This is a genomic window from Alteromonas sp. ASW11-130, from assembly GCF_026183735.1.
In the GTDB taxonomy this organism is placed as follows: domain Bacteria; phylum Pseudomonadota; class Gammaproteobacteria; order Enterobacterales; family Alteromonadaceae; genus Alteromonas.
This window is the reverse complement of the sequence record NZ_JAPFRE010000015.1, coordinates 317985-342884: the sequence shown is the minus strand read 5'-3', so window position 1 is coordinate 342884 and position 24900 is coordinate 317985. Positions and strand designations below refer to the sequence as shown.

The window sequence follows — 24900 nt, the reverse complement described above, 5'->3', positions numbered from 1 at the left end:
TGTCATCGTGAATCAACATAACATTCTGCTAGAAACGCTTCAGCACTTTCACGGCATTTTCAAAGAAGGTGTCAGTGAATATAAGCTTATTCAAGCATTGCAAGCTGAACCGTTTAAGTTATTTGATGAGCGGGCGCTAAATAATTCCCTGGCATTATTTCAAACGCACTTTGTCTTGTTTAACGCGCTGTACCAGCTTCAACAGCGTTGGCGACAGGATGAAACCGGTATGTTGAATATTCACGTAACCAACATTGTGCTTAAACCTTATGTCCAAAATCAGGAAGGGATAGCTAAACACGACTCGGTAGCGGCTTACTATTTGGATTGGAACAATTTTAGCCAAACGAGTGAGACAGATGTGGATGAGATGCTGGATAGCTTTTGGCAACAAATGGCAGGCACACATTGTGTGGATGAAACTGATATTTCCCGCGCTAAAAAGGTACTCGAAATTCCCACAGAAAAAATTATAACTAAGCCATTTCTCAAACAGCGAGTTAAACGTATGCAACATAGATTTCATCCAGACAAGGGAGGGGATGTTGAACGATCAAAAGAGATAATGTCTGCCTTTCAACTCCTGCTAAAGTGTGTAAATGAATGAGGTTTAACGATACAGATGACTGGTTAGCCTATATTACCTTGGGATGAGGCCTATTCGTAACCTTCCCTACATCTTACCGAACCACTCTACGATTAATCTAATTCTAATAAGCGGACGTTCCCGTCGGCTTTTTTAATCACTTCGCAATTTTCATCGTCAAATAGCGTGGGTTCAATTTACCTTCATTGACTAAGTTCTTCTCAACGCGTATTTTTTACGTTTCCCCGCCACTTTGCCGGAATGGTAAATATTTAGGTTTTCGTATGTACAAGTTTTACAGAGTTATTACTGTTTTTGCTGTTTCGTTGTTAGTTGCCTGTGCCGAAGAATCAGGCCCACAGCAATCGCGAGGGCAAAATATGCCACCTCCTGCGGTTTCAGTAATGGAACTTACCCGCCAAAACGTAACGCTATCGACCACGTTGCCAGGCCGGGTGGTGCCGTCGAAACAAGCCCATGTAAGGCCGCAGGTGGATGGAGTGGTGGTTAAGCGTTTATTTGAAGAAGGCGCAAAAGTTAAAAAAGGCCAACAGCTATACCAAATCGATGATGCGCGTTATCGGGCACAGTACAATAGTGCGAAAGCCGATCTAGAAAGCGCACAAGCTAATTTGGAAACACTCGAAGCACGCGCAGGGCGATACAAAAATCTTATTAGTAAAAATGCTATCAGCGAGCAAGAAAACGACGATGTTATTGCACAACTTGCTCAAGCGAAGGCTGCAATAAGCGTGGCCAAGGCAACCACTGAGCTGGCAAAAGTTAATTTGGATTACACCAAAGTGTATGCACCAATTGACGGCGAAATAAGCCGTTCTGAAGTCACTGAAGGTGCGTTGGTGAACGCCAATCAGGCCCAGCAAATGGCAACCATTACACAATTAGACCCAGTATTTGTGGATATTCAAAGCTCAGGCAAAGAAGTGCTGGAAATTCGAAAAATGATGAGAGAGACCGGCTCGTTGCCGGTCGATTTGGTATTAAATAATTTAACGGGTGAAAGATACGCGCACCAAGCACAGCTTAAGTTCTCAGAAGTCACGGTAGATGAGTCGACCGGGGCCGTAACCCTGCGTGCAGTCGCTCCTAACCCCGAGGGTTTGCTCATGCCGGGAATGTTTGTTAAAGCTGAGATTCAAATGTCTTCAGAGCGGGCCTTGCTGCTTCCTCAACGCGCCACCACCCGTAAACCCGATGGCTCGCTGGTGGTTTTTATTGTTAACAATGCAAACAAAGTTGAAGCCCGGGCTGTTTCAGTCAAAGGAAATTATCGCGACCAATATGTGGTGCACCAAGGGGTGTCGGAAGGAGAAAGCATTATTGTGACCGGCTACCAGAAAGTACAACCTGGTATGGATGTATCCCCACAACCCTGGGGAGTAAATTCTTCAGGTAAATCAGCATCATCTGGTCAATAAAGGAAACCGCATGGCTAATTTTTTTATCGACCGCCCTGTATTTGCCTGGGTGCTTGCCATAATTACTATGTTGGCTGGTTTGCTGGCAATTCGCTCTCTACCGATCGAGCAATATCCTAAAGTTGCTCCGCCTTCCGTCAGTATCAGCGCAAGTTATCCAGGCGCGTCAGCCGAAACTGTTGAAAACTCAGTTACTCAAATTATTGAGCAAAACCTGTCGGGTATCGACAATTTACGCTATTTTTCTGCTACCAGTGCTAACAACGCAATGAACATTTCATTGACCTTCGCACCGGGAACTGATCCGGATATCGCCCAGGTGCAAACACAAAATAAGGTCCAAGGGGCAATTCCGTTGCTTCCGCAGGAAGTGCAGCAACAAGGGGTGACCGTTACGAAGGCCAACAATTCGTTTGCATTGGTTGTGGGGGTTTATTCCGAGGACGCTACTTTCTCGCAGTTTGATTTAAGTGACATGTTGGTATCGGTCTTTCGTGATCCTATTTCGCGGGTGAATGGTGTAGGTAGCGTCCAGGTGTTCGGTGCGCAACGGTCAATGCGTATTTGGCTCGACCCTGCCAAGCTATATAGCTTTAACATGACGCCAGTTGACATTCAAAATGCCGTGCGAACGCAAAATACGGATATTTCAGCTGGCCAGCTAGGTGGGATGCCCGCTCTCAAAGGCCAACAAATTACTGCCACCATTCAGGCTCAGTCCCTGTTACATTCGGTGAATGACTTCGAAAATATCGTTTTACGTGTCAATACCGATGGCTCTCAAGTACGTTTAAAGGACGTTGCTAGAGTGGAGTTGGGGGCGCAATCGTACGATGCGATCGTGCGCTACAAACGGCACCCCGCTTCGGGGATGGCAGTGAGCCTGGCAGCAGGTGCCAATGCACTTGACACCATTGAACGAGTAAAACAGCGGGTTAATGAACTACAGTCAACTTTACCGCAAGGGGTCACGGTAGTGTATCCGCTGGATTCATCACCATTCATCGAGCTTTCGATAAAGTCGGTGGTACAAACCCTAATCGAAGCCATTATTCTGGTTTTCCTGGTAATGTTGCTGTTTCTACAGAACTGGCGCGCAACTCTTATCCCAACTATAGCGGTCCCCGTGGTTTTATTGGGAACATTTGCGGTGCTCTATAGCTTCGGTTTCAGCATCAATGTGTTAACCATGTTTGCCATGGTATTGGCAATTGGCTTACTGGTAGATGATGCGATAGTTGTAGTAGAAAACGTTGAACGCATCATGGAAGAAGAAGGACTTGGGCCTAAAGAGGCAACCAAAAAGTCCATGACCCAGATCAGTAGTGCGCTTGTGGGGATTGCCGCCGTGTTGTCGACAGTGTTTATACCAATGGCATTTTTCAGCGGCTCGGCGGGGGCTATATATCGCCAATTTTCTATCACTTTGGTGTCGGCGATGATATTTTCAGTGCTCGTTGCCATTATTTTATCCCCGTCCCTTTGTGCAACATTTCTAAAAAAACATGTTCCGCATGATGAGAAAAGTAAAGGGCTTCTCGGCGCTTTCAATCGGATGTTCAACGGAGGGCGTCACCAATACCAGCGCTCCGCTTCTTACATGGCAGGCCGCTTTAAACGTTTCTTTATGGTATATGGTTTACTGGTAGCAGGGATGATAGTTATTTTTATGCGTTTACCCGGTTCGTTTCTACCGAACGAAGATCAGGGCAGTGTTTTGATGATACTGACCACGCCACCCGGTTCAACCGCCGAACGTACGCTAGAATCAGTAAAGAAAGCCGAAGACTTTTTCCTTAATCAACATGAAGAGATTGTGCAGGATATGTTTTCGGTCGTCGGTTTTAGTTTCGCGGGAAGTGCGCAAAACGCTGCTATGGGTTTTGTTCATTTGGTAGACTGGGACGAACGGGACGAGTCCCAAAGTGCTTTTGCTATAACTAATCAAGCCTATGGAGCCTTCTCGCAATTTCAGGATGCCATGGCGTTTCCTATTATGATGCCACCTATTATGGAATTAGGTAACGCAACAGGCTTCAGTATGCAACTTGTTGATCGCGGTGGGTTAGGGCATGAAGCGCTAATGGACGCGCGCAATCAGTTATTAGGTATGGCCTCGCAAAATCCAAAACTGATGGGGGTAAGACCTAATGGTCTGAGTGACGTGCCCCAGTTTAAAATTAATATTGATAATGAAAAAGCCTCTGCATTGGGTATTCCTTTAAGTGAAATCAATGCCACTTTACAAATTGCATGGGGTTCAAGCTACGTTAACGATTTTATTGACCAGGGGCGAGTAAAACGAGTCTATTTGCAGGCTGATGCACCTTACCGTATGAATCCCGAGGATTTAGATAAATGGTATGTGCGAAATCAAGAAGGCGATATGGTGGCATTTAGCGCGTTTTCTACTTACGAGTGGACGTATGGATCACCTCGGTTGGAACGTTTTAATGGTATAGGCTCTTTAAACATTCAAGGCAACCCCGCCCCTGGTGTTTCTACGGGGGAGGCCATGCAGGAAATGCAAAAGATAGTTGACCAGCTGCCTCAGGGGTTTGGGGTCGAATGGACGGGGTTATCCTATGAAGAACAGGAAGCGGGTGATCAAGCACCCATGCTGTATGTTATTTCTGTACTTGTCGTCTTTTTATGTTTAGCGGCGCTTTACGAAAGTTGGGCTGTACCTGTCGCCGTAATCCTGGTAGTACCGCTGGGTATTCTGGGCGCGGTAACTGCTGCGTACTTTTTTGGTTTACCGAATGACATCTATTTACAGGTGGCGTTTCTGACCACGGTTGGGTTGGCAGCAAAGAATGCTATTTTGATCGTTGAGTTTGCCCGCGAGCAGGTTTCCCATGGTGAAGATTTGATGGTGGCGGTAGCCAACGCGGCCAAACAACGTTTTCGTCCCATTATCATGACGTCTATGGCCTTTATTTTGGGGGTGTCGCCCCTAGCCTTGGCAAGCGGTGCAGGCGCTGCTGCGCAGAATGCCATAGGTATCGCGGTAATAGGAGGCATGCTGGCGGCTACTTTCCTGGCCATTTTCTTTGTACCTATGTTCTACGTAGCAGTAGAAAAGGTATTAAGGCGGCGCTAAGGTGCGCCGCTTAACTACATCAACTTCGTTAACATCCAAAGGCCAGCGCCAAGCATAAACAAGTTTTCGCTCAAACTAATGAATCCTAAAGGAACGTTGCTGTCTCCTCCTACACAGGCGCACTTCAATTCCCGCTTATCAACGTATACCGCTTTTATTACTGAAGCAGCGCCTATACCGCCGATGAATATTGATACGGGAGCGATTGCTAGGATAGGAAACTTAGCGAGCATTGCTAATCCCGCGTAAGCTTCAGCAAAGGGGTAAAAATAGGCGTAGCGTAGGTGCTTCATCGCCAGTAAGTCATAGGTAATAAACATGGTAGCAAAAGAATTTATATCTTGAAGCTTTTGCAATGCCAGTAGCACCATAGCAAAAGCTACAAAATGCAAGATAGTGGGTTCAATTGCCACGGGTAAGCGCGAAGAGAATAGCAGTGCGGCCACGAATAACGCAGCGATTAAAAATATGGCTATGACTGGGGTATACGTAGTGCCTTGCTGACCTTCTTCGCCTTTTCCGAAATACTCGCGTAAATCGTCGTAGCCGCCAATACGCTTATCATCAATGAAAGCCTGAGGTGTTGTTTTTACCCCATATTTTGCTTTAAACGCATCTGTTTCTTCGCGTGAGGTTAGCTTGTGATCGTTTACCTTATAACCCTCTCGTTCCAGTAAATCTTTCGACTTAAGGCCATAAGGGCAAAGATGTTCATCAGAAACCATACGGTAAAGAGTTGCTTGCTTAGTCATTTTCACTCCTTATTGGAAACGGGCGATAATCGTGTGGTGACAGGGTAGATAAGAAGCTCGCTATATAGAAGATCACAATAAATAAGTGTGCGACCTGATTCGCAGGTAAGTTTTTTCTGGCCCAAATTTCACACAAATTAGTAACTGGGCAGCAATGAAAGGTGCTCAGGTGGTAATGCTCAGATGGAAAGCCACCCATATTTAATGTCGATTTAGGTAGGGCTAATGTAACGGAAGGGGGGAAAACAGGGTAAAAAGATGAATATTCCCTCACGTTCCATTTATATGCAGGCGGCTGCTGGTATTGCCGAGCCATTCCTCTGGAAAACATATACAACTAATTATGATTTCTTATTGATCAAGACCCTTGCAAACAAAAGAAGGTTCCTCTGCGCGGACAGTCTGTATCTTCGCTGAGGTAAAGCGTGCTTTGGGTAATTGTATTGGTCGCGCAAATTAGCCATGAATGCGAACTCTGAGCGACCCAGATAAGGGGGTACCCACTCCCTTTTAAAGGGTAAAGCAAACGTATTCAACTATGGCGGCTATAACCAACGTTTCCATAACATGGCAATAAGCATTGCTACTGCTAGGCCACCCATAGCGGCCACGAGAATAGTGAAAGCTTCAGGAGATTCCGTTCCGGGTAAGCCGGCCACATTCATTCCAAACACACCGGTAAGGAATGAAAGGGGCAGAAAGATGGCGGTAACCATGGATAAAACATACATGCGCATACCCTGACGATCCGCAATAGTGTTGCGTAATTCATCCTGCAACACCATTGCTCTTTCACGCGCTAAATCGAGATCTTCAATGTAGCGGGTAACGCGCTCAGTCTGCTCTCTTAGCTCGAACATCTGTTCGTTACTTAGGTGGGGAAGTCTGAACATTGCATCTAATGCGTCCCGCTGAGGGGCGAGATATCGTCTAATAGACGCCGCTCTGCGTCGCAAATCACCTAAGGCAATGCGCGCTTTTCGGTCTAGATGATCACCTAATTCAAATTCGACCAAAATGTCGTCCAGTTGTTCGACGGTCTCGTGGATTTTGTCTGCTAAATTCTCAATGATCTGAATAAGCATATGCGTAGACGAAGCGGGGGAGTAACCATCTTCCACTTGTTGTCTGTTTTCATTAATTGATATCAACCCACGATCGGTTCGTCTGGCAGTAACAATCATTTTATCCGAAAGCCACACGCGCAACGACACCATATCATCAGGAGCCGCCCCTGGGTTTTTATTTATTCCACGCAGGTAAATTAAGGTGCCATGGTCCACTATAATAGTGCCTGGACGGGTGACGGGCGCTGCAAGTTTATCTGCCACCGTAGCGGAAAGCTGAAGTGTGCGCATGATATTATCAACTTCAGCCACATCTGAACATAGGTGCACCCACACGTACTCATTGGCGGCACACGTAAACGGGAAATCTTGCAGCGAAAGTATTTGACTGGTACCGTCGGTTTTAATGAGGTAGGCCCATAACAGGGCCTCTGACGTTGGCGTGTTCATCCGTTAATTTCCTTTTTAGGTCGCGTGAGGGTAAGGGCGCCATCTACATGCACATCACGCTGCGGATAGGCGATGACGATATTTGCTTCAGCAAACAGTTCATCTATGGCAAACCGTACCGCACTGCGTATTTTTCTTAAGTCCCGCTCCACCGTGGCATTGACCCAAAAGTACGTCTCAAATACTAAGGCGTTGTCGCCAAAGTCTTCAAAAATTACTACAGGTTTAGGCTCGGTCAGAATATCGTCCTGGTCTGTTACCGCTTGTTCGATTAGTTCTGCCACTTTTTTGCACGGCGAACCATACGCTACGCCGACTTTTACTGAAGTTCGTGTCAGACGGTCAATTAATGTCCAGTTTATTACTGTGTTTTCTAATAATTTACTGTTTGGGATGAGCATATGCACCCCATCTATACGGCGAATGCGGGTAGAACGTGTATTGATGGCTTCAACGGAACCGCGCGCATTATCAACCTCTAAAAAATCGCCAATACGGATAGGACGCTCCCACATCAAAATCCAGCCGCTAATAAAGTTGTTAATAATATTTTGTGCGCCAAAACCAACGCCTATCGCGATAGCACCTGAAAGGAACGCAAAGGCTGTAAGAGGAACGCTGAGTAGTTCCAACATGGTCACAATCAGGACGGCAAAAGCAATGATATAAAAGATGCGCTTGAACAAATGAACCGTATCAGCACTGGCACCCGTTTTACGTAATCGGTAAGTCGATAAATGTGCGAGTTTTTTTATTATCCAGGAGCCTACAATAAGAATAATTGGAATAAACAGTAGATCCCCTAACGTGAAGGAGTGATTAAACAGCCTAAACAGTTCAAAGGTAAGGTATTGCTTAATTTCGGCTAAAAATTCTTGCACGCGCAATTCTCTCGTTCACTAACTATGCTGATTTTTAATCTGATTGAGCATGATAGACTGTTGGTTAGTCGCTTGCCAAGTTATACCCATTCGCAATAATGTAGGCTCAGCGCTAATTTCGCTCGCATTTGTGTCACTGAATTTTCATAACATGGAGCGAGAGAAAAGATAAACAAGGCACATTCTGTTGAACAGTAATTATTACAAGTTTGATACTAATCACAGCCAACGTTGAACCGACTGATAGCAAAGTGCAGTACCAATTAGGGCGCTATTCATAAGACAAGAAGAGACAAAATAATGACCTATAGCTCATATCTAAAACTTGCAAAAATAACCGCGATGTTGTGCCTGATTTTCACTACAACAGCGGCTTTGGCATTTACATTAAAGCTTTCTGAAAAAGATGTCGATATGATGGCAAAAGCGTCCTTTCCCCAAACCCAACTCTATGAAGGTATGATATTAACCTTCACCGATCCTGAAGTAGATTTGGGTGTGGCGAATAACGATGTGAGTATGATCGTTACAGTGAAAGCTGAAAGAACGGCAGGAACGATTACTGCACGTGGAAAAGTTAGCGGACAATTGGCATGGCGTCGGGCCAAAAAAGAGTTACAGATTGAAAACCCTATCCTTTCGGATCTTAATGTTATCGAAAACAATATGGCAAACTCTAATGGCATGTTAAAAGGCGTTGAGGCTATTCAGGGGAAGGTATTGCCTGTCATATTGCTTCTTGATTTAAATGACATGGAACTGGGTATTTTTGCACATCAACTACCGAAAAGTATGGCCGTTCGTGACGAAAAACTAATTATAGAGCTATAAATGAAAAAGTTAGCGTTTTTATCTACTGATCACTTGGAAGGCTTCTTCGTATACGACGAGCTATTGATTGCCCCTTTCGCTCAAGCTGGCTGGCATGTAGATACGATTTCGTGGCACCGTCGAGATATTAACTGGGATGCGTATGAAGCAGTCATTGTGCGAAGTACCTGGGACTATCAACAACACCCAGAGGCATTTTTAAAGACACTTAACGAAATTGATAAGTCGCGAGCTAAACTTGAAAACACCTTTACTTTGCAGCGATGGAACTTGCACAAAACCTATTTAAAAGATCTACAAAAACACGGGTCGATGGTTGTTCCTACACGTTGGTTGTCATGTTTTGAAAAAGATAAAATTGAAGCTCAGTTTAGACATTGGAACACTGACTATCTGATTATCAAACCGACCCTCAGCGCTAATGCAGACGATACATTTAAACTGTCTTTGGCTGAACTCAATGCGAAGTGCGATGAATTAATGAAAATATTCGCTAACCGTCAGCTAATGGTTCAACCTTTTTTAGATAACATCGAAAAAGAAGGTGAGTATTCACTATTTTATTTTAATGGTAACTATAGCCACGCAATCTTAAAACGCCCAGCTTCAGGTGATTTTCGCGTACAGGAAGAGCATGGAGGGCAGTTGGCCGTCTGTAGTCCAAACGATGACATGCTGGGAGCAGCCGAGCAAGCGCTCAATGCTATGCCCGATACAGCCTTATATGCCCGTGTAGATCTGATTCGCTATGAGGAAACGTGGGCGATTATGGAATTGGAGTTAATTGAACCATCACTGTATTTCACCCTTGATGCTCAATCCCCACAGCGTTTCGTCGAAGCGTTTACGCAGAGAATGGAAGATTCCGTTTTGCACGCCGTCTAAAAAGTATTTCGTGTTGTGGAGCGGTGTGTAAGTTCGTAAGTTATCTAGCCTGCCAATAGGAAGGAATGGACTACGGAGACTACCGCTTACGCGGTAGTGACGAGGGATTTTCTAGCAAAAGGAATGGTCTGTATGGACTACGGAGGCTACCGCTTTCACTGTAACAATCACGGGAAATTGATGGTGTAGATTGCGTTATTGTTTTGGTTGAATGTTATCGTCCCCCGCCTCCTTGCGGGGTCGATAACGCGGTGGTAAATCGTTATATCAATTTCTTTCTCGATCTCTGCTACGGTGGGCCTCGCGTTGCTCTCGGCGGGGCAACTCGTTGCGTTGAGTTAAGTCTTTCACTGACGTTCTATCCCGCGAGACAGTCGAGACAGTGTCTCGTTTTATTTCCACATGCCTAGGGTCAGCGTGTTGTCGGTGAAGCTCTCTTCGCTCTACTTTTGGCCGGCGAGAAACATGACGCTCTCGTTGCATATACTCTTTTTTATCCAGCACTGGCCTTTCTGGCTTGGCTAGTTCACTGCGACGGACGGGGGCAACATCACGCTTTTCTCGTTGTACATCGCGAGGGTGCGCTGAACGAAGATCCCGTTTATCAATTACTTTGTTGCGGGGTAGATTGCGTACCTGCTTTAATTCGTCATTTAGCGCTCGATGCTGGATGTTACGCTGCTGATAATTAGGTTTGCTTTGAATCTGATTTCCTTCCTGTAAGGAATGTACCCGGTTAATTACTCTGGGGGAATAACGGGAACGGCGATGGTCCGCGTTATGGTTCCACCGTTGAAACCCCTTACTGTATACGTGACGCGTATTACGTGGGCGATGGTAATAACGCACTGGCGCATGAGAGAACACTACATGGCGGTCATGCCAATGAATGCCGCCAAAATAAAAATGCGTCGATAAGCGGAAACTTGGGCTCCAATAAAAACTCGCATGCGATACCGCATGTACTGGATGATGCCAGTAAACCGGCGCAATAGGATGCCACCAGTTGCCGTAAACGACACGGGTGTCGTAGTAGGGAATATAAACAACTTCACGTCGGCGCGGCTCTATAACAATCACTTCCTCCTCTTTTTCATAGGTGAGGTAGTCAGAATTTTTAAGGTGCCCTGTATTTAAGGCGTGCTGGCGCAATACCTGAACCCTAGCTAAAACACGACTTTGGTCAATCAGCACGTTGTCGCCTAAATCTTGTAACCAGTCTAAATCATCACTCATGGTTTCCAGCACTTGGGTTAACGGCGCGAGTGCGCGGACACTGGGGTCCCAGTCAAATACTTCGACTTCTTCGGTCACCTCTTCAGCGGACAGATGCGCATTATCTTTGCGCCACCGATACGCATTTAACACTTCCAATGGATAAGTCGACGCGATCAATATATGCGTCAGTACGGTATCTGGATAAAGCGCTATAGGTGCCAAAATGCTGTCTAGCTCCGCGTCGCTAACTTCTCGCTGTGCCATCTGGGGCTCAGGCGGTGGCGTAGCGCCCACCGGGGGGCTGATAACATAGCCCGACAGCAACAGGGCAGTTAGCACAATAAATAGTGTTTTTTTCATAATCACTCCTGATCCACTTTTATAATCTCTATGTGGATTTATACGTGTTAACAGGAGTTATAGTGGGTTGAGGATTAACCGAAGCTGAATCAATTTCAATGCAATGATGAAAAGTTTGCAAACCGAACTGATATACAGCCGTTAATGATGATAAACAATACTAAAGTTTGGGGCGTTCAAAGATGAACAATAAAATTATTTATTAAGGGAGCAAGCTGGCATAGCTACACGGTAAGGAATTTAAAGTTATGTATGGTGGGATCCATAACTTTTTTTTAGGCTTCTTCGAGAGGAAAAATAGTATTGAAACAGCTGTCAAAAATTATATTAAGTCTTACTATACTGGGTGGCATTGTACTAATGACAGGGACAAATATAGTTAGCTCAATCGATGAAATTATAAGCTAAAACATGCACTATGATCTTCTTTATTTCTGTGGTGCCTATGCAGTAGCCCTTTGCTTTCCGCTATACCGTTCGGTTTAGGTAAGAAACTAAATTCAAAAAGACGTTACTATCAATCCTTAAACAAGTGCGGATCAAACGCATGGCCTAGTTTTTCCGTTTTGGTTTTAATGTAGTGCTTATTGTCTTTGGTGATGCCATGATCAATCGGTTTGCGGGCGACTATCTCAATACCTAATTTTTCCAATGCAGCGACCTTGCGAGGGTTATTGGTCATCAGCTCTACTTTATTTACATTTAGCTCTTCAAGCATAAGCTTACAAATATCGTAGCTACGCAAATCCGCGTCGAAGCCTAAATGCTCATTTGCTTCTACTGTATCCATGCCCGCATCTTGTAGGTTGTAGGCGCGAATTTTATTTAGCAGACCAATTCCCCGACCTTCCTGACGCAAATACAGCAACACCCCGAAGCCTTTGTCTACCATATTCGCCATGGCCTTCTCGAGCTGAAAGCCACAGTCACAGCGCGTGCTAAATAGCGCATCCCCAGTTAAGCATTCTGAGTGAATTCGGATAGGGACAACATCGTCTTCTTTCCATACGCCGTATGATAACGCCACGTGCTCCTGACCGCTGGCTTCCACAAATCCGTGAATACGAAAGTTACCTAAGCGGGTAGGTAGTTTTGCTGAGCTTACATATTCATACTTAGGTTGCTGGCTAGTCATGTCACATCTTTATAGCAGTTGAAGAAATCATAATGTTAGGGCAGTTTGTCGAAACCCAATAACTATCACGCGAATTATACCAGTGTTAGGCCTTCTTCGCATCGTTGTCTAACGAGACAAACTCTTTGAGGCTCCGAGGCTTTGCAATACCAAATCCTTGCGCATAATTCACACCCATTTTACCGAGCGCTACCATTGTCGCTTCGTCTTCAACACATTCTCCTACGGTTTCCATTCCCATAGCTTTGGCGACATCTTTAATTGAAGAAACCATGGCGTGATCAACTGGATCGTTCAGCATTTCTTTTATAAAACTGCCATCGATTTTGACACAGTTAACGGGTAAGTGCTTCAAATAGGTATAAGAGGAAAAGCCGCTCCCAAAATCATCGAGGGCAAACTGACAGCCAAGTTGATTGAATGTCTTCATGAATTGTAAAGTATCTTCCATTTTTACAATAGCCACCGTTTCGGTAATCTCAAAGCAGATTTTCTCGTAGGGAACGCCCGACCGTTCGAAGGCATTTAAAATGAGGAGTTTAATATCCTTATCCGCTAAGGACGGCCCGCTCAAGTTTATGCAGCAGCGCTCTAATTTTTCCAATACGGCTGAATTATCAGCTAGCCATTTGAAGGTGTTTTCTACCACCCAACGGTCTATTTTAGTACTCAGGTCATAGCGTTCAGCTGAAGGGAAAAATGCTGACGGCGGTATCAATTCGCCACTTTCTGAAACCATACGTAACAGGATTTCAAAATAATCGCCTTGTTGTTGAGCATTTAACACGCGGTAATGTTGGTAATAAAGTTCGAAACTGTTTTTATCGAGGGCCTCATTTATATCAGCAACCCATGTAAGTTCCTCTTCATAGCGTTTGAGACTCTCATCATCATTGCTGTAGCGATGAATTTGGTTTCGTCCTTGTTCCTTGGCAATGTAGCAGGCAGCATCCGCCATACTCAACAACTGTTCTGGGTTGGCTGCATGTTCGGTACAGTTTAATAAACCAATACTTACACCCAGGGTGAACACCCGGTTTTCCCAGATATAACGGTAAGACTGAATGGCATTTAGAATTTTGACCGCCTGTAAGTAAGCCGCGTCTTCGCTGTGGCCTTCAAACAATACGGCAAATTCATCGCCCCCCAACCGCGCAACAATTCCTTTGCCAGCCAGCGTACTTTGAACCAGACGGGCAATCTCTTTTATCAAGGTGTCCCCCGCTTTGTGTCCACAAGTATCGTTTACCGCTTTGAACCGATCTAAATCCAGATACAGCAAGACCACACTGGTTTTAGCTTGTTGCGCGAGGTTCGCAGCACTATGTAATCGCAATTCAAACTCACGACGGTTAAAAACGCCAGTTAAGCTATCGTGGCTGGCGAGATATTCCAGGCTGATGTCAGATTGTTTTCTTTCTGTTATATCGAATATTGATCCATATAAAAAGCGTTCGCCCTCCTCGCTTTGCAATTGGCAGGAAATACAAAACCAGAACTCATTGCCGTCTGCTTTGCGTCCTTTAATTTCTTTACCCATTACAGAACCTTTTTCTAACAACTCCCCAACTAGTAGTTCACGATCTTCGGGGTTTGCATAAAACTGGTTAGTGTTTTGGATCGCCTTGAGCATGCTTTTTTCATCTTCATAGCCGAACACTGAGCACATCGCAGGATTAACGCTTTTGAGGGCGCCATCTACGGTGGAAGTATATAAACCTTCAGCTGAATTGCGGAACAGATTATAAAAGTAATTGAGGCTGCTAATGGTTTGTTCTTTAGCGCTCATTTGCTGTTGGGTGAAACTGCGCTCTTTTAATTCTACACACACGCCCAAGCTAAGGCAGGCTAGAGAGAGCATTAACACACTTAACGCGGTGTGATAGGAAGTCAAACTGTAACTGCTGGCTAAAATATCTATTTGCAAGGCAAACAGGGCGGTTAAAAACAACCAGCTGATTAAGTATATACGGGACAATGACCTATTACGCCGATCCCGAAAAAGTAATGCCGAAAATACCTGAAGCAAACCGGCGATAGGTGCTGTAAGTAAAAGTGTAATGGACAAATACCAGGTATCTTGAGTCATTACCGCAATTAAAAGGTAAAGTGGCCCCACGTAATTTAAGAAATGGAATCCCGTTGGCAAGCGAACAAATAAGTTGTGGGTGACTTTAGCAAGCGTAAACAGAATAAAAGCCAGCAATACAGCGAGAATGGGTTCCGCGTATTTGGATACCGGGAAAATAGTATCTAACAAGCCTTGCATAGCGACGACTAAAGTAAGGAAGAGCAAATTCGTCAATGCCAGCCAAAAGCGAGCAGGGGTGCGTTGATACAAATACGAAAGGAAAAAATAAATAAATAAGATGGCAAGCTTTCCAGCTAGCACCCCCAAAAATAACAGGTGAATTTTACTGTGAGCCTTGAGTGCGTTTTGCTGCCATAGGAAGACGGGTAAACTCGTCAAGCCGCTATCTTGCACACTTAGTAATATAGTAACAGTCTGATTTTTGGGTAATCTAAATTCATAGGTAATGGCCGGGAGCATTTGTTCAAACCATGAAACCGGCTCTCCGGCAGTGGAAGTGTAGGAGTGCAGAATACGCTGGCGTTCATCAACAATCCAAATAGTCACTTCATCGAGGCCAAGTCTTTCAACTGTTAGCGCCATTTTTAGCGAGGTGTGTGAAATATTCTGCACATGACTGACGATCCACATACGCGAGCTATCGTCAAAGGAATGTAGGAAATGCGGGTTAACCTTGCCCGTGGTTGAGTTAATTATTTGGGCTAACGAGACATTTTTATCGGCCAACGTACTTAAGCCGTGTTGCTTTAAGTTAGCTTTTTCGAACTCCGGATCAATCAATAACGTTCCGGCCATGGCAAAACTGCAATGAAGCCCCAGAAATAGCGAAATGAGCCAGGTTCGAAAGTAAAGGGGTAGTGCAACTGGTCTTCCGAACCGGTTCCATAAAATTTGCAACACTCAATCTATCCGTACAGACAATCCCACTGTTATCTTAACCAACATCTGCCTATCTGGCGAATAAGTTAGCTAAGTTAAGGGTATAGGGTTTTGCACCTTTTTGTTTTTTTAGAATCTTTTTTGTTCAAATTCAGTTACTAAGGGGTATAACGCTGCATCGGCACCTTAACTGCCTGCTATAGTTGCTCACAATATTCACTTTATTTCGACCCGCCTCGTCAATGCATCGGAAATGTTTTGTTTCTGCCAGCATTTTTTGCCTGATATAGACGTTTATCAGCCTCATTAATCGCTTGATCAATTTGGCTTTTATCGCTCACATCGGCCAATCCGAAACTTACTGTGATACCGGTCTTGTGCCCCTTGTAATCAAACTCGGCGTTAGCAATCTGTGAACGAATTTTTTCGGCTACGATAAACGCTTCTCGCGTATTGGTTTCAGGAAGTAAAAACAGAAACTCCTCTCCTCCCCAACGCGCAAGGATATCTTGTTTCCTGAGCGAGGAAGACATCAATTTTGCCACTTCTTGTAATATGAAATCACCACCATCGTGGCCTAATGTATCATTTACTTTTTTATAGTGATCGATATCACAAATTAGCACGGTCAATGGAAGATCATAGCGCTGCGCGCGATCGTATTCGTAATGGAGGTGTTCCCACATTCCACGCCGATTGGGTACCCCTGTGAGCGGATCGCATCTGGCTTGTTTTTCAAACTTCAGGCTTAAATCGGTAATGGTTTTAAATGACTGTTGGCGGGTGTACTCGTAATAACCCGATAAAAAGGTAACGGTTAAAAAGGAATAGAGGAGTCGCGTCTTAAATTCATAAGTGTAAACAGTAGCTAAATGTTCACCCTGATCAAAAAACATCAAAAAACTTATCGCGCAAAAATAAATAGCAAGGATTATCAGTCCGCGTCTTAGGCCGCCCATAAACAATGCAACAGGAGGGACCAGATAACTCCATAGTGGGCCAGTGTTATTTGCCCCCCCCGAATAAATTAAATAGGCTGTCAACACCATCAAGCACGAAACTAATATAGTCGAGGTTACTTTATACGTCGCCTCTGAACGATACCAGCGCATTAAAAGGTGTGAGCCGAAAAAAATGGTACTTGTAATGAAAAGAGAAATTGCTAACGGCAAATCATTAGCTAAAAGTGCTCTTGTAGCCAGAGCTAAGGTAATTAAGAAGCCTACAGCAGCAAATAAGTTAATGACTGCGATAAGTCGACTCTTTTCTAGATCATTGTCTGGGTGGTCACCAGTATGAATGTACGCTAAAGCCAAATTTTTCAATACTACACCCTAAATGCCACATGCGTTGCTACGATCAAATATAGTTTATCTGATTCTACTTTCAAAAATAATGGAAATGCTACCGAATTAACAAATTGATTACTGCTTTTATTGCAAAATCTGAATGGTGGGATTCAATCCACATAGCGTCGCACAGCCACTCAATATGCAAACAGTAACGTCGATTGTCCTTTTCGAATACAGCCTGATATCGATCAGCTCCCCATTCTGCATTGATTAGTTGTGAGTGCGTACATTGCGTGAACTGTTTAATAAATAAGTTCGTTTCTTGTACCGTTTGCGGTATAGGCAATGTAATAATCGCCTTATCGCCTATCACGTTAAGGTTTTTGCCGAATAAGAGTGTAGTTAACTTTAATTGCTGCACGATAAACTTACTGGTTGTGAGTTTTGTGGCGCTTTGCTACCCAAATATTCTCGCATAGTGAAGCGAAATACAGCGCGACCATCGGCACTTCTGGAGTATGAAGTGGGGTTGGCGCCTTTTAAGTAAAGATCAACGGGCAGCTCTTCGCTGTTTCGAGTTTCTCCCAGCAATAATCCATGCCCATCGCCAAGCTGAGGATTCCACCGACTAAACGGGTGACAACCATATTTTTGTGCAAACGCCGGTTGTTTGCTAGATGATGCCGGTTCAGCTAATAGACTGGTTAACTCGTTATTTTGCCACCAACCTTTTGTATGGTTGAGAGATTCAGTCAACGGCTGGTTAACCGCTGCGAATGACATAGTGTCCCATGGCGAGGTAGATACATGAGTACCTGATTCGGGAAGTTCATTAGCATAGTCACTTGATGGCATTACTGTCCTTTAGCGTCAACGTAAATAAGGGTGTAAACCTGCGTATCATACCATTTATAAAAATGCGGCTCTTCCCAGAGAGCTAAGAATTAGTCGTATGAATTACGCAGTAACTTTTACGTTTGGAAATTATCTTTCTTGTCCTACAACGTTTAACTTGCTTTCATCGTCAGATACATGTGTCATTATTATACATCAAGCTTTCGTAAGTGCTTTTGGGCAATGAGAAGGGCTATTTCAACAAGACATCTAAATCGAGTACGGATGTCTTAAGCATTTTTAAGAGGGATCTATGCTTACGCTGCATTACTTAAACGATTCTCGTTCCCAACGTATTCTTTGGCTACTGGAAGAGTTAAACGTCGACTACAACTTAGCAATATACCAACGTGATGCTAAAACCGGTCTTGCACCTAAAGAGTTAAAGGCGATCCATCAGTTAGGCCGAGCGCCAGTACTGACCACCGAACACGGTGCCATCGCTGAATCAGGTGCGATTATAGAATACGTAATTACCCAGTTCGCTAATGACACTTTTCAGACCCCTGCAGATGAGCGAGCCTATCAGTCTTATTTGTTTTGGATGCATTTTGCTGAGGGTTCGCTCATGCCGCCACTCGTCGCAATGAAGGTGTTGTTTAAAGCCCGTGAAAAATCGCCCTTTTTATTTAAGCCGGTGGTAAATAAGATGGTTGAAGGTATTATCCGAGCTTACTACGGCCCTAATTTGGAGCAGAGTCTTAAATACGTTGAGTCGTGGTTGGCGTCACATGAGTGGTTTGCAGGAAATGAGCCCACCGGAGCAGATGTTCAAATGAGCTTCCCGCTCGAGTCACTGGTAGCGACAGGTAGAGCAAAAGCTTATCCTGCTATCACCCGATATGTCCAGCGCGTTCATGAACGCCCTGCGTATCAAAGGGCGCTTAGCAAAGGCGGTAAGTACGCTTACGCGTGAAGCTTGACGGAATGATTTTAGTGGATTTTATTGGAAGAAAAGCATAGCGCTTCTTTTCTAATTTCGGCAGGGGATACCAAATATTTCAGTATACTCCTGCCAAATTTACGTACGTATTATGCAAAAAACATTAGCGCTTGCTTGCGCTGAATTATCTAACATTTCTAACTAAGGAAAGTTTTATGAAGTGGTTACTACTTTTGATTTCAGGTCTTTTTACATTATTGTCTTTCGCGCAAGAAATCCCATTAGAAAAATTCGTGAAGCATGGAGACTACCTGGATTTAAAAATTTCACCCGATGGCAAACATATTGCCGGTAGGCTAAAAGAAAAAGACCAGGTCTATTTGGTTATTTTCTCCGTTGACACTAAACAAATGGTAGGCAGTTTTCAATCGGGTGAGAACAATGTCATCCACAGTGTTACCTGGGTTAATAATAATCGCATTATTTTCGAGTTCGCTGAGAAACTTCATTCCTTCGATCAACCCATTCCAACGGGTGAGCTATTTGCCGCCAATATCGATAATACGAAAAAAGAATTAATATACGGCTTGCGTGCGGGCGAGCAGCAAACCGGGAGTCATATAAAAACCAGAAAAAGCAGCCCCGCTACCCACGAAGTTATCAGTCTTCTGGAAGGAGACGATGATTACATCTTAATACTGGAACATCCATGGTCGTTGGTGAATGACGCTTGGTGGGATAATCGACATAAGAAATCCGTTATTAGTAAATTGAATGTTTATAACGGCCGAAAAAGGAAAGTCGAAACGCTTCCTTATCCTGGAGCCAAAGCACTTGCAACCAGTACGGGAAGCGTAAACTTTATGACATGGAGCGATGAAAACGGAGATTACCATTCGGCATACCGAGAAAATCGAGATAGTAACTGGCTCGAACTTAAAAAAGTATTTAACTTAGGTGGACACTTTTTACCAAAAGGTATCAGTGAGAATGGGGAAAAAATATACCTTGAAGGAAGAAGGGGAAATAAAGAGATCCTTTCATTATATGAATTAGATATTAAAACGGGTAGCTATTCGCCCATTTTTGAAGAACACGCTGCAGATATCATTGATTGGACCACAGATTTTGAAACTGGGATGCCCGCTGTCGCATTAACCTATCCAGGTAAGGCTAGATTTCTTTATTCTGAGGACCAAAGCAATACTGCTAACCTGCATAAAATGCTAGTCAGCGCATTTTCAAATCAAACAGTTAATATTACTAGTCGTTCTAAAGATGGCAAAACACTTCTCATAAAAGTAAGTAGCGATATTAACCCTGGAGAATTTTATTTATTCGACAGGGATACTATGGGCGCCAATTTTATCTGGGCAAATCGCTCGTGGATTGATCCGGAAAAAATGGCCAATAAAATTCCGTTTACCCTAGACACGTCAGATAATGTATCTATTAACGGATTTATCACCTTACCAAAGGATTATGATCACAAGGTAAAACTGCCTTTGGTTGTTTTACCCCATGGCGGTCCTCATGGCCCATTCGAAAAGTGGGATTTTGACACCGAAACGCAACTACTTGCCAGCAGAGGTTTTGCTGTTTTACAAACCAATTTTAGAGGAAGTGGGGGGCACGGTAACCGTTTCGAAGAAATGGGCTTTCGGCAGTGGGGTGGCAAAATGATTGAAGATATTATTGAGTCAATCAGATGGTCTGTGACTACTCACAATATCGACGAAAGTAAAATTTGTTCATATGGGGCAAGTTATGGTGGCTACGCCGCAATAATGTTAGCGGTTAAGGCGCCTGACTTAATTAAATGTGCCATTGGTTATGTGGGTGTGTATGACCTGAACTATATGTTTACCCACAGTGATATTCCTGGAAATTGGGGAGGCGAAGCTTACCTTCAAAAAGCGCTTGGTAATAATACCGAGCAACTCAATGCTTATTCCCCTGTTCATCATGCTGACAGTATAAAAGCCAAAGTAATGCTCATTCACGGAGCTAAAGATATACGGGTGTCAGAAGAAAATGCGAAAGCGCTGGAGAAAAAACTTATCGAAGCCGGGAATCCTCCTGTTTATTTAAGGTATAAAAACAGTGGACACGGTGTTTACGATGAGAAAAGCAGAGTGGAGATGTATCAGGGAATAGTAGATTTTTTAAAGCGTAACCTGCACTAAATCAAATTGGTTAAGCTGAAATGATGACACCGGTTTCAGCTTAACTGAATTCTCTATTTACATAATCATTTATGAGCTGTAAAAAAGCAGCCCCATAGCGTTCTAGCTTAGTTTGCCCCACCCCGCTAACGGCTAAAAGCTCTGCTGCACTAGTGGGCAATTTTGCAGCCATATCTACCAGCGTGGCGTCACTGAAGATCACAAATGGTGGTACTTCATGTTCGTCTGCAAGCGTTTTACGAAGGTGTTTGAAACGTTTGAATAAAGCTTTGTCATAGTCCACAGACAGCGTTTTCTTTTCTTTCTCAGGTTTAAATTCTAGCCGCGGCACGGCAAGTTTAAGCTCACTTTCGCCTTTTAACACGGGTCGGGCAGCCTCGGTTAGTCGTAAAGCGGCATGCGCTGTGATATCCACTCTGATCAGCCCTTTGTGAATAAGCTGGTTAATAATGCTATGCCAATAGCTATCGGAATTATCTTTGCCAATTCCATAAGTACTGAGCTGATCGTGACCCGCTTCCTGGATGCGTTTGTGTGCCTTGCCTCTGAGTATATCGATGACGTATTGGTTAGAGGCTTGCTGTTCAAGTCGCAAAATGCACGATAACACCTTCTGTGCCATAACGATGCCGTCAATTAATTTGGGTGGGTCTAAACAGATATCACAGTTACCACAAGGTTTGTCACTGTACTGAGAAAAGTAATTTAATAAGATCTGCCGCCGACACGTTTGCGCCTCTGCGAACGATTCCATGGCAGCAAATTTCTGAACTTCAATCGGGGTTTGTGTTGGACTTTCGCCTTGTTCAATCCATTGTCGAACCCTGGCAGCATCATTTTCATTGAACAATAACATGGCATCGGCAGGCAATCCGTCTCGTCCGGCCCGTCCAGTTTCTTGATAGTAACTTTCAATACTGCGCGGAACGTCATGATGAACAACAAAGCGCACGTTCGATTTGTTTATGCCCATCCCAAACGCGACGGTTGCTACCACAATGTCTATTTTTTCACGTAAAAACTGCTGAAGCACCAACTCCCGTTCGTCAGCGGCCATTCCGGCGTGATAGGCTGCGCACTTAAAACCCTGGCGATAGAGCCTGGCATACAGGTCGTCTACTTTCGCGCGGCTATTGCAATAGATTATTCCACTGCCCTCTGCGCTCTTTACATATTTTGATACTTGCTCAAACGCTTTATACTTTGACATTACACGATAGCGAATATTGGGCCGATCGAAGCTTCCTTTAAAGATAAAAGGAGAAGTGAGTGCTAACTGCGAAACGATATCCTGTTGGGTTGCCGTATCCGCAGTGGCGGTTAAGGCGATAATCGGGGTGGTTGGGAACTGCTGTTTGAGGGTGCCTAGCCCCCGGTAGTCTTGTCTAAAATCGTGTCCCCAATGTGAAACACAGTGGGCTTCATCTATGGCGAACAAAGCAAGCGGTAATTGTTTAATTAACTGCAAAAAAGAAAACTGCAGCAATCTTTCTGGCGACACATACAATAAATCAAGCTTGCCAGATCTCAATAATTCAATTGTGGCTTGTTGATTTTCTGCTGATAAACTTGAATTTAAGAATGCTGCTTTTACCCCAGATTCCTTAAGTTGCTGAACCTGATCCTGCATTAAGGAAATCAAGGGGGATACGACGATAGCCGTTCCTTCTCGCACTAGTGCCGGCACTTGATAACACAGTGATTTACCCCCTCCCGTTGGGAGCAACACTAATACATCTTGTCCCTCAACCACATTATCGATGACCTCCTGCTGTCCGGGGCGAAAGCTTGCATAGCCGAAAACCTGTTCAAGAACAGTGATGGCCGGAGTGTGACTGGAGATTGAAGGTTCTGAGGTAATGCAGGTATCGTTCATAACACGTAGTTTACGCGTTTTTACCTGTCGCTTCATCAGCAAAACGACGCTATTTTGAAAAACAGGGCATGCGGACAGTATGTATCCAGCTTTAACATAAGTAATAGCTTACAATGCGCTACACTCATTAATAAACAGAATAGTGGAGTCAGCGTGGGAAAAGCGGAATTTACACAGGAAAAAGTTATTGCCAGAGTAGTGAATTTATTTCAAGAAAATATGCCATTTAATCAACTTCTTGGGGTACGATTTGTGGTCGAAGATGATAGTATCCGCCTCGAAGTTCCATGGGATGACAAGTTGACTGGCAATCCACTTCAAAAAATTTTGCATGGCGGCGTAACCGCCTCATTACTCGATACGATAGGCGGACTGACGGCTATTTTAAACGCAGTAAAACAGACTCAGGAGAGGCATTTACCTGCATTGGTTGACCGTTTACCCAACATGGGCACGGTAGATATGCGGGTGGATTATTTACGCCCTGGCCGGGGTAAACTTTTTATCGCCACCGCACAAATTATTCGTCAAGGTAGCAGAGTAGCCGTGTGTCGAATGGAATTACATAATGAACGCGGCGATCATATTGCGTTTGGCACTGGCACTTACATGTTAGCTTAGCTCACAACCGTTGGGGAAGATGAATGGCTGAACCATTACCAGAATTAGTTGAAGAGTTTGTCTCGAATCCGCAGGTGGATGATCCCGCAGCTATCTTGACCACGCTGGCAGGGCAAGATGACATTTACATTGCTACGCTTTTAGAATCATTACCTGTGGGGCCCCGTGTAACGGTATGGGAGGGCATTCCACGGGATCGTAAACTCAATATTCTGGTAGAGATGCGAAGTGATCCGCGGGAAATTCTGATTGATGCCACGCCGGACGGTGAGTGGACTGCCATATTTGCTGACATCGAAGCAGAAGACTTGCTGGAATTGCTCGACTCACTTCCAAACAAACTGATAGAACTCGCGTTCACTGCTCTTGATGAACAACAACAAAAACACTTTAAAGCGGCATCTCAATTTAAAGATAATGAGATTGGTCACTGGATAAACTACGGCATGTTAGTGTTGCCGTTAAACGCGAAGGTCCGTGACGGTCTTCGCCTAATTCGGCGTAATGTGCCTTCTCACTGCGACACCATCTTTCTTATAAACCGCTCAGGTCAGTTTTCGGCGGCAGTCCGGCTTACACGTATTTTCGGTTCTCCCGAACATGTATCGTTGGTTGAATTGACCGAAGAATCAATTCCTGCGCTAAAAGGGAAAGATGATAGCACTACTGCTTCTTTGCAGTTACAGCGCTCTGGCTTTGCTTCGCTCCCAGTAATAGATGAAAACAATCAATTATTGGGAAGGTTGGACATTACCGCTGCCAGTGAATTAGTGAACGAGTTTTACGAACGTCAGGTAATGGCATCAGCGGGTATGGATGAGGACGAAGATTTATTTGCCCCCGTCGCGAAAAGTGCTCGCAACCGAGCGCTGTGGTTAGGGATTAACTTACTTACCGCATTTTTGGCGTCCTGGTTTATCGGTTTGTTTGAAGCCACGTTGCAAGAAGTCGTAGCGCTTGCGGTATTGATGCCTGTGGTGGCGAGTATGGGCGGGATTGCGGGAAGTCAAACCCTTACGCTGATAGTGCGAGGGCTGGCATTAGGGCAGGTCTCTAATGCAAACATCAAAGCGCTCATGGTCAAAGAGCTGAAAGTGGGTGGTGTAAATGGAATTATCTGGGCAATTATCATTGGTATAGTCGCATATTTTTGGTTTACCAACGTAGCGCTTGGTTTTGTCATTTGTTTCGCTATTTTGTTCAACATAGTGGCAGCGGCAATTGCTGGTGTATTTGTGCCGGTTGTTCTGGATAAATTGAAAATTGATCCGGCGCTATCAGGCTCAGTTATTCTGACCACTGTCACTGACATTGTGGGCTTTGTCGCTTTCTTAGGTTTAGGCTCCCTTATTTTGCTGTAATATTTGATATAGCGATAAGTATGGTCATTTCGTCTTCTTATCGCTTGTGCCCTGCCTGGTTTTTTCAGACAATGCACATTCTTTCAAGAGCGTGCTTTCATGCTATTAC

19 protein-coding genes are annotated in these 24900 nt (G+C 44.3%); 9 read left to right on the top strand and 10 right to left on the bottom strand.

From position 1 onward, the window contains the following. The first annotated feature begins 7 nt into the window (after window positions 1–7). The 3 genes from OPS28_RS04610 (at window position 8) to OPS28_RS04600 (ending at window position 5128) form a co-directional block, all read left to right on the top strand. Window positions 8–607 carry a DNA-J related domain-containing protein gene (locus OPS28_RS04610; protein ID WP_265608266.1) on the top strand — a complete coding sequence of 200 codons (600 nt, stop codon included), beginning with the start codon at window positions 8–10 and terminating at the stop codon, window positions 605–607. Window positions 608–870: 263 nt separating this feature from the next. After that, window positions 871–2025 carry an efflux RND transporter periplasmic adaptor subunit gene (locus OPS28_RS04605; protein WP_265608265.1) on the top strand — a complete coding sequence of 385 codons (1155 nt, stop codon included), beginning with the start codon at window positions 871–873 and terminating at the stop codon, window positions 2023–2025. A 10-nt stretch (window positions 2026–2035) separates the two neighbouring features. Beyond that, on the top strand, window positions 2036–5128 hold the full coding sequence (locus tag OPS28_RS04600) for an efflux RND transporter permease subunit (protein WP_265608264.1): 3093 nt from the start codon (window positions 2036–2038) through the stop codon (window positions 5126–5128). Between the two features lie 14 nt (window positions 5129–5142). Here OPS28_RS04600 and OPS28_RS04595 read toward each other — a convergent pair whose 3' ends face one another. From OPS28_RS04595 to OPS28_RS04585, 3 genes are all read right to left on the bottom strand, one after another. Next, window positions 5143–5880, bottom strand: coding sequence for a glutaredoxin (locus OPS28_RS04595; protein ID WP_265608263.1), 738 nt, complete (start codon window positions 5878–5880; stop codon window positions 5143–5145). A gap of 545 nt (window positions 5881–6425) precedes the next feature. Next, window positions 6426–7397 carry a zinc transporter ZntB gene (locus OPS28_RS04590; RefSeq protein ID WP_265608262.1) on the bottom strand — a complete coding sequence of 324 codons (972 nt, stop codon included), beginning with the start codon at window positions 7395–7397 and terminating at the stop codon, window positions 6426–6428. Next, a complete protein-coding gene (locus OPS28_RS04585; RefSeq protein WP_265608261.1) occupies window positions 7394–8278 on the bottom strand; it encodes a mechanosensitive ion channel family protein in 885 nt (294 codons plus the stop codon). Before OPS28_RS04585 ends, OPS28_RS04590 begins: the two co-directional genes overlap by 4 nt. Window positions 8279–8578: 300 nt before the next feature. On the opposite strand from OPS28_RS04585, the gene OPS28_RS04580 reads away from it, so the two are divergent. Both OPS28_RS04580 and OPS28_RS04575 read left to right on the top strand, forming a co-directional pair. Further along, window positions 8579–9109 carry a hypothetical protein gene (locus OPS28_RS04580; protein ID WP_265608260.1) on the top strand — a complete coding sequence of 177 codons (531 nt, stop codon included), beginning with the start codon at window positions 8579–8581 and terminating at the stop codon, window positions 9107–9109. Then, window positions 9110–9994 (top strand): ATP-grasp domain-containing protein, encoded by an 885-nt coding sequence (locus OPS28_RS04575; RefSeq protein WP_265608259.1) that lies wholly within the window; start codon window positions 9110–9112, stop codon window positions 9992–9994. 267 nt (window positions 9995–10261) lie between these two features. Here the strand turns inward: OPS28_RS04575 and OPS28_RS04570 are convergent, their stop codons facing one another. From OPS28_RS04570 to OPS28_RS04545, 6 genes are all read right to left on the bottom strand, one after another. Beyond that, window positions 10262–11572: a DUF3300 domain-containing protein gene (locus tag OPS28_RS04570; RefSeq protein WP_265608258.1), complete on the bottom strand. Its 1311-nt coding sequence runs from the start codon at window positions 11570–11572 to the stop codon at window positions 10262–10264. 517 nt (window positions 11573–12089) lie between these two features. Next, entirely contained in the window at window positions 12090–12707 is a 618-nt protein-coding gene (gene ribA, locus OPS28_RS04565) for a GTP cyclohydrolase II (RefSeq protein ID WP_265608257.1), read from the bottom strand. A gap of 85 nt (window positions 12708–12792) precedes the next feature. After that, window positions 12793–15594 (bottom strand): EAL domain-containing protein, encoded by a 2802-nt coding sequence (locus OPS28_RS04560; RefSeq protein WP_265608256.1) that lies wholly within the window; start codon window positions 15592–15594, stop codon window positions 12793–12795. A gap of 323 nt (window positions 15595–15917) precedes the next feature. After that, entirely contained in the window at window positions 15918–17003 is a 1086-nt protein-coding gene (locus tag OPS28_RS04555; protein WP_265608255.1) for a GGDEF domain-containing protein, read from the bottom strand. 79 nt (window positions 17004–17082) lie between these two features. Beyond that, entirely contained in the window at window positions 17083–17391 is a 309-nt protein-coding gene (locus OPS28_RS04550; RefSeq protein ID WP_265608254.1) for a DUF3630 family protein, read from the bottom strand. Then, complete coding sequence (locus tag OPS28_RS04545; protein WP_442863967.1) at window positions 17379–17825, bottom strand: protein adenylyltransferase SelO family protein; 447 nt, start codon at window positions 17823–17825, stop codon at window positions 17379–17381. The genes OPS28_RS04550 and OPS28_RS04545 overlap by 13 nt, the downstream gene beginning before the upstream one ends. Window positions 17826–18117: 292 nt before the next feature. On the opposite strand from OPS28_RS04545, the gene OPS28_RS04540 reads away from it, so the two are divergent. Next, complete coding sequence (locus OPS28_RS04540; RefSeq protein WP_265608253.1) at window positions 18118–18780, top strand: glutathione S-transferase; 663 nt, start codon at window positions 18118–18120, stop codon at window positions 18778–18780. Between the two features lie 182 nt (window positions 18781–18962). Then, the gene (locus OPS28_RS04535) at window positions 18963–20933 is read left to right on the top strand and encodes an alpha/beta hydrolase family protein (protein WP_265608252.1); all 1971 of its coding nucleotides are present in this window, start codon (window positions 18963–18965) and stop codon (window positions 20931–20933) included. 40 nt (window positions 20934–20973) lie between these two features. Here the strand turns inward: OPS28_RS04535 and recQ are convergent, their stop codons facing one another. Then, window positions 20974–22809: a DNA helicase RecQ gene (gene recQ / locus OPS28_RS04530; RefSeq protein WP_265608385.1), complete on the bottom strand. Its 1836-nt coding sequence runs from the start codon at window positions 22807–22809 to the stop codon at window positions 20974–20976. Between the two features lie 153 nt (window positions 22810–22962). On the opposite strand from recQ, the gene OPS28_RS04525 reads away from it, so the two are divergent. Both OPS28_RS04525 and OPS28_RS04520 read left to right on the top strand, forming a co-directional pair. Further along, complete coding sequence (locus OPS28_RS04525; protein ID WP_265608251.1) at window positions 22963–23430, top strand: thioesterase family protein; 468 nt, start codon at window positions 22963–22965, stop codon at window positions 23428–23430. Between the two features lie 23 nt (window positions 23431–23453). Next, window positions 23454–24791, top strand: a complete 1338-nt coding sequence (locus OPS28_RS04520) for a magnesium transporter (RefSeq protein ID WP_265608250.1) — start codon at window positions 23454–23456, stop codon at window positions 24789–24791. The last annotated feature ends 109 nt before the right edge of the window (window positions 24792–24900 follow it).

What these genes read in the sequence shown, in the direction of transcription:
- OPS28_RS04605 (WP_265608265.1), top strand. Translation starts at nt 871, where the DNA reads ATGTACAAGTTTTACAGAGTTATTACTGTTTTTGCTGTTTCGTTGTTA.
- OPS28_RS04600 (WP_265608264.1), top strand. Translation starts at nt 2,036, where the DNA reads ATGGCTAATTTTTTTATCGACCGCCCTGTATTTGCCTGGGTGCTTGCC.
- OPS28_RS04595 (WP_265608263.1), bottom strand. Translation starts at nt 5,880, where the DNA reads ATGACTAAGCAAGCAACTCTTTACCGTATGGTTTCTGATGAACATCTT.
- OPS28_RS04590 (WP_265608262.1), bottom strand. Translation starts at nt 7,397, where the DNA reads ATGAACACGCCAACGTCAGAGGCCCTGTTATGGGCCTACCTCATTAAA.
- OPS28_RS04580 (WP_265608260.1), top strand. Translation starts at nt 8,579, where the DNA reads ATGACCTATAGCTCATATCTAAAACTTGCAAAAATAACCGCGATGTTG.
- OPS28_RS04575 (WP_265608259.1), top strand. Translation starts at nt 9,110, where the DNA reads ATGAAAAAGTTAGCGTTTTTATCTACTGATCACTTGGAAGGCTTCTTC.
- OPS28_RS04570 (WP_265608258.1), bottom strand. Translation starts at nt 11,572, where the DNA reads ATGAAAAAAACACTATTTATTGTGCTAACTGCCCTGTTGCTGTCGGGC.
- ribA (WP_265608257.1), bottom strand. Translation starts at nt 12,707, where the DNA reads ATGACTAGCCAGCAACCTAAGTATGAATATGTAAGCTCAGCAAAACTA.
- OPS28_RS04560 (WP_265608256.1), bottom strand. Translation starts at nt 15,594, where the DNA reads ATGGCCGGAACGTTATTGATTGATCCGGAGTTCGAAAAAGCTAACTTA.
- OPS28_RS04545 (WP_442863967.1), bottom strand. Translation starts at nt 17,825, where the DNA reads ATGCCATCAAGTGACTATGCTAATGAACTTCCCGAATCAGGTACTCAT.
- OPS28_RS04540 (WP_265608253.1), top strand. Translation starts at nt 18,118, where the DNA reads ATGCTTACGCTGCATTACTTAAACGATTCTCGTTCCCAACGTATTCTT.
- OPS28_RS04535 (WP_265608252.1), top strand. Translation starts at nt 18,963, where the DNA reads ATGAAGTGGTTACTACTTTTGATTTCAGGTCTTTTTACATTATTGTCT.
- recQ (WP_265608385.1), bottom strand. Translation starts at nt 22,809, where the DNA reads ATGAACGATACCTGCATTACCTCAGAACCTTCAATCTCCAGTCACACT.
- OPS28_RS04520 (WP_265608250.1), top strand. Translation starts at nt 23,454, where the DNA reads ATGGCTGAACCATTACCAGAATTAGTTGAAGAGTTTGTCTCGAATCCG.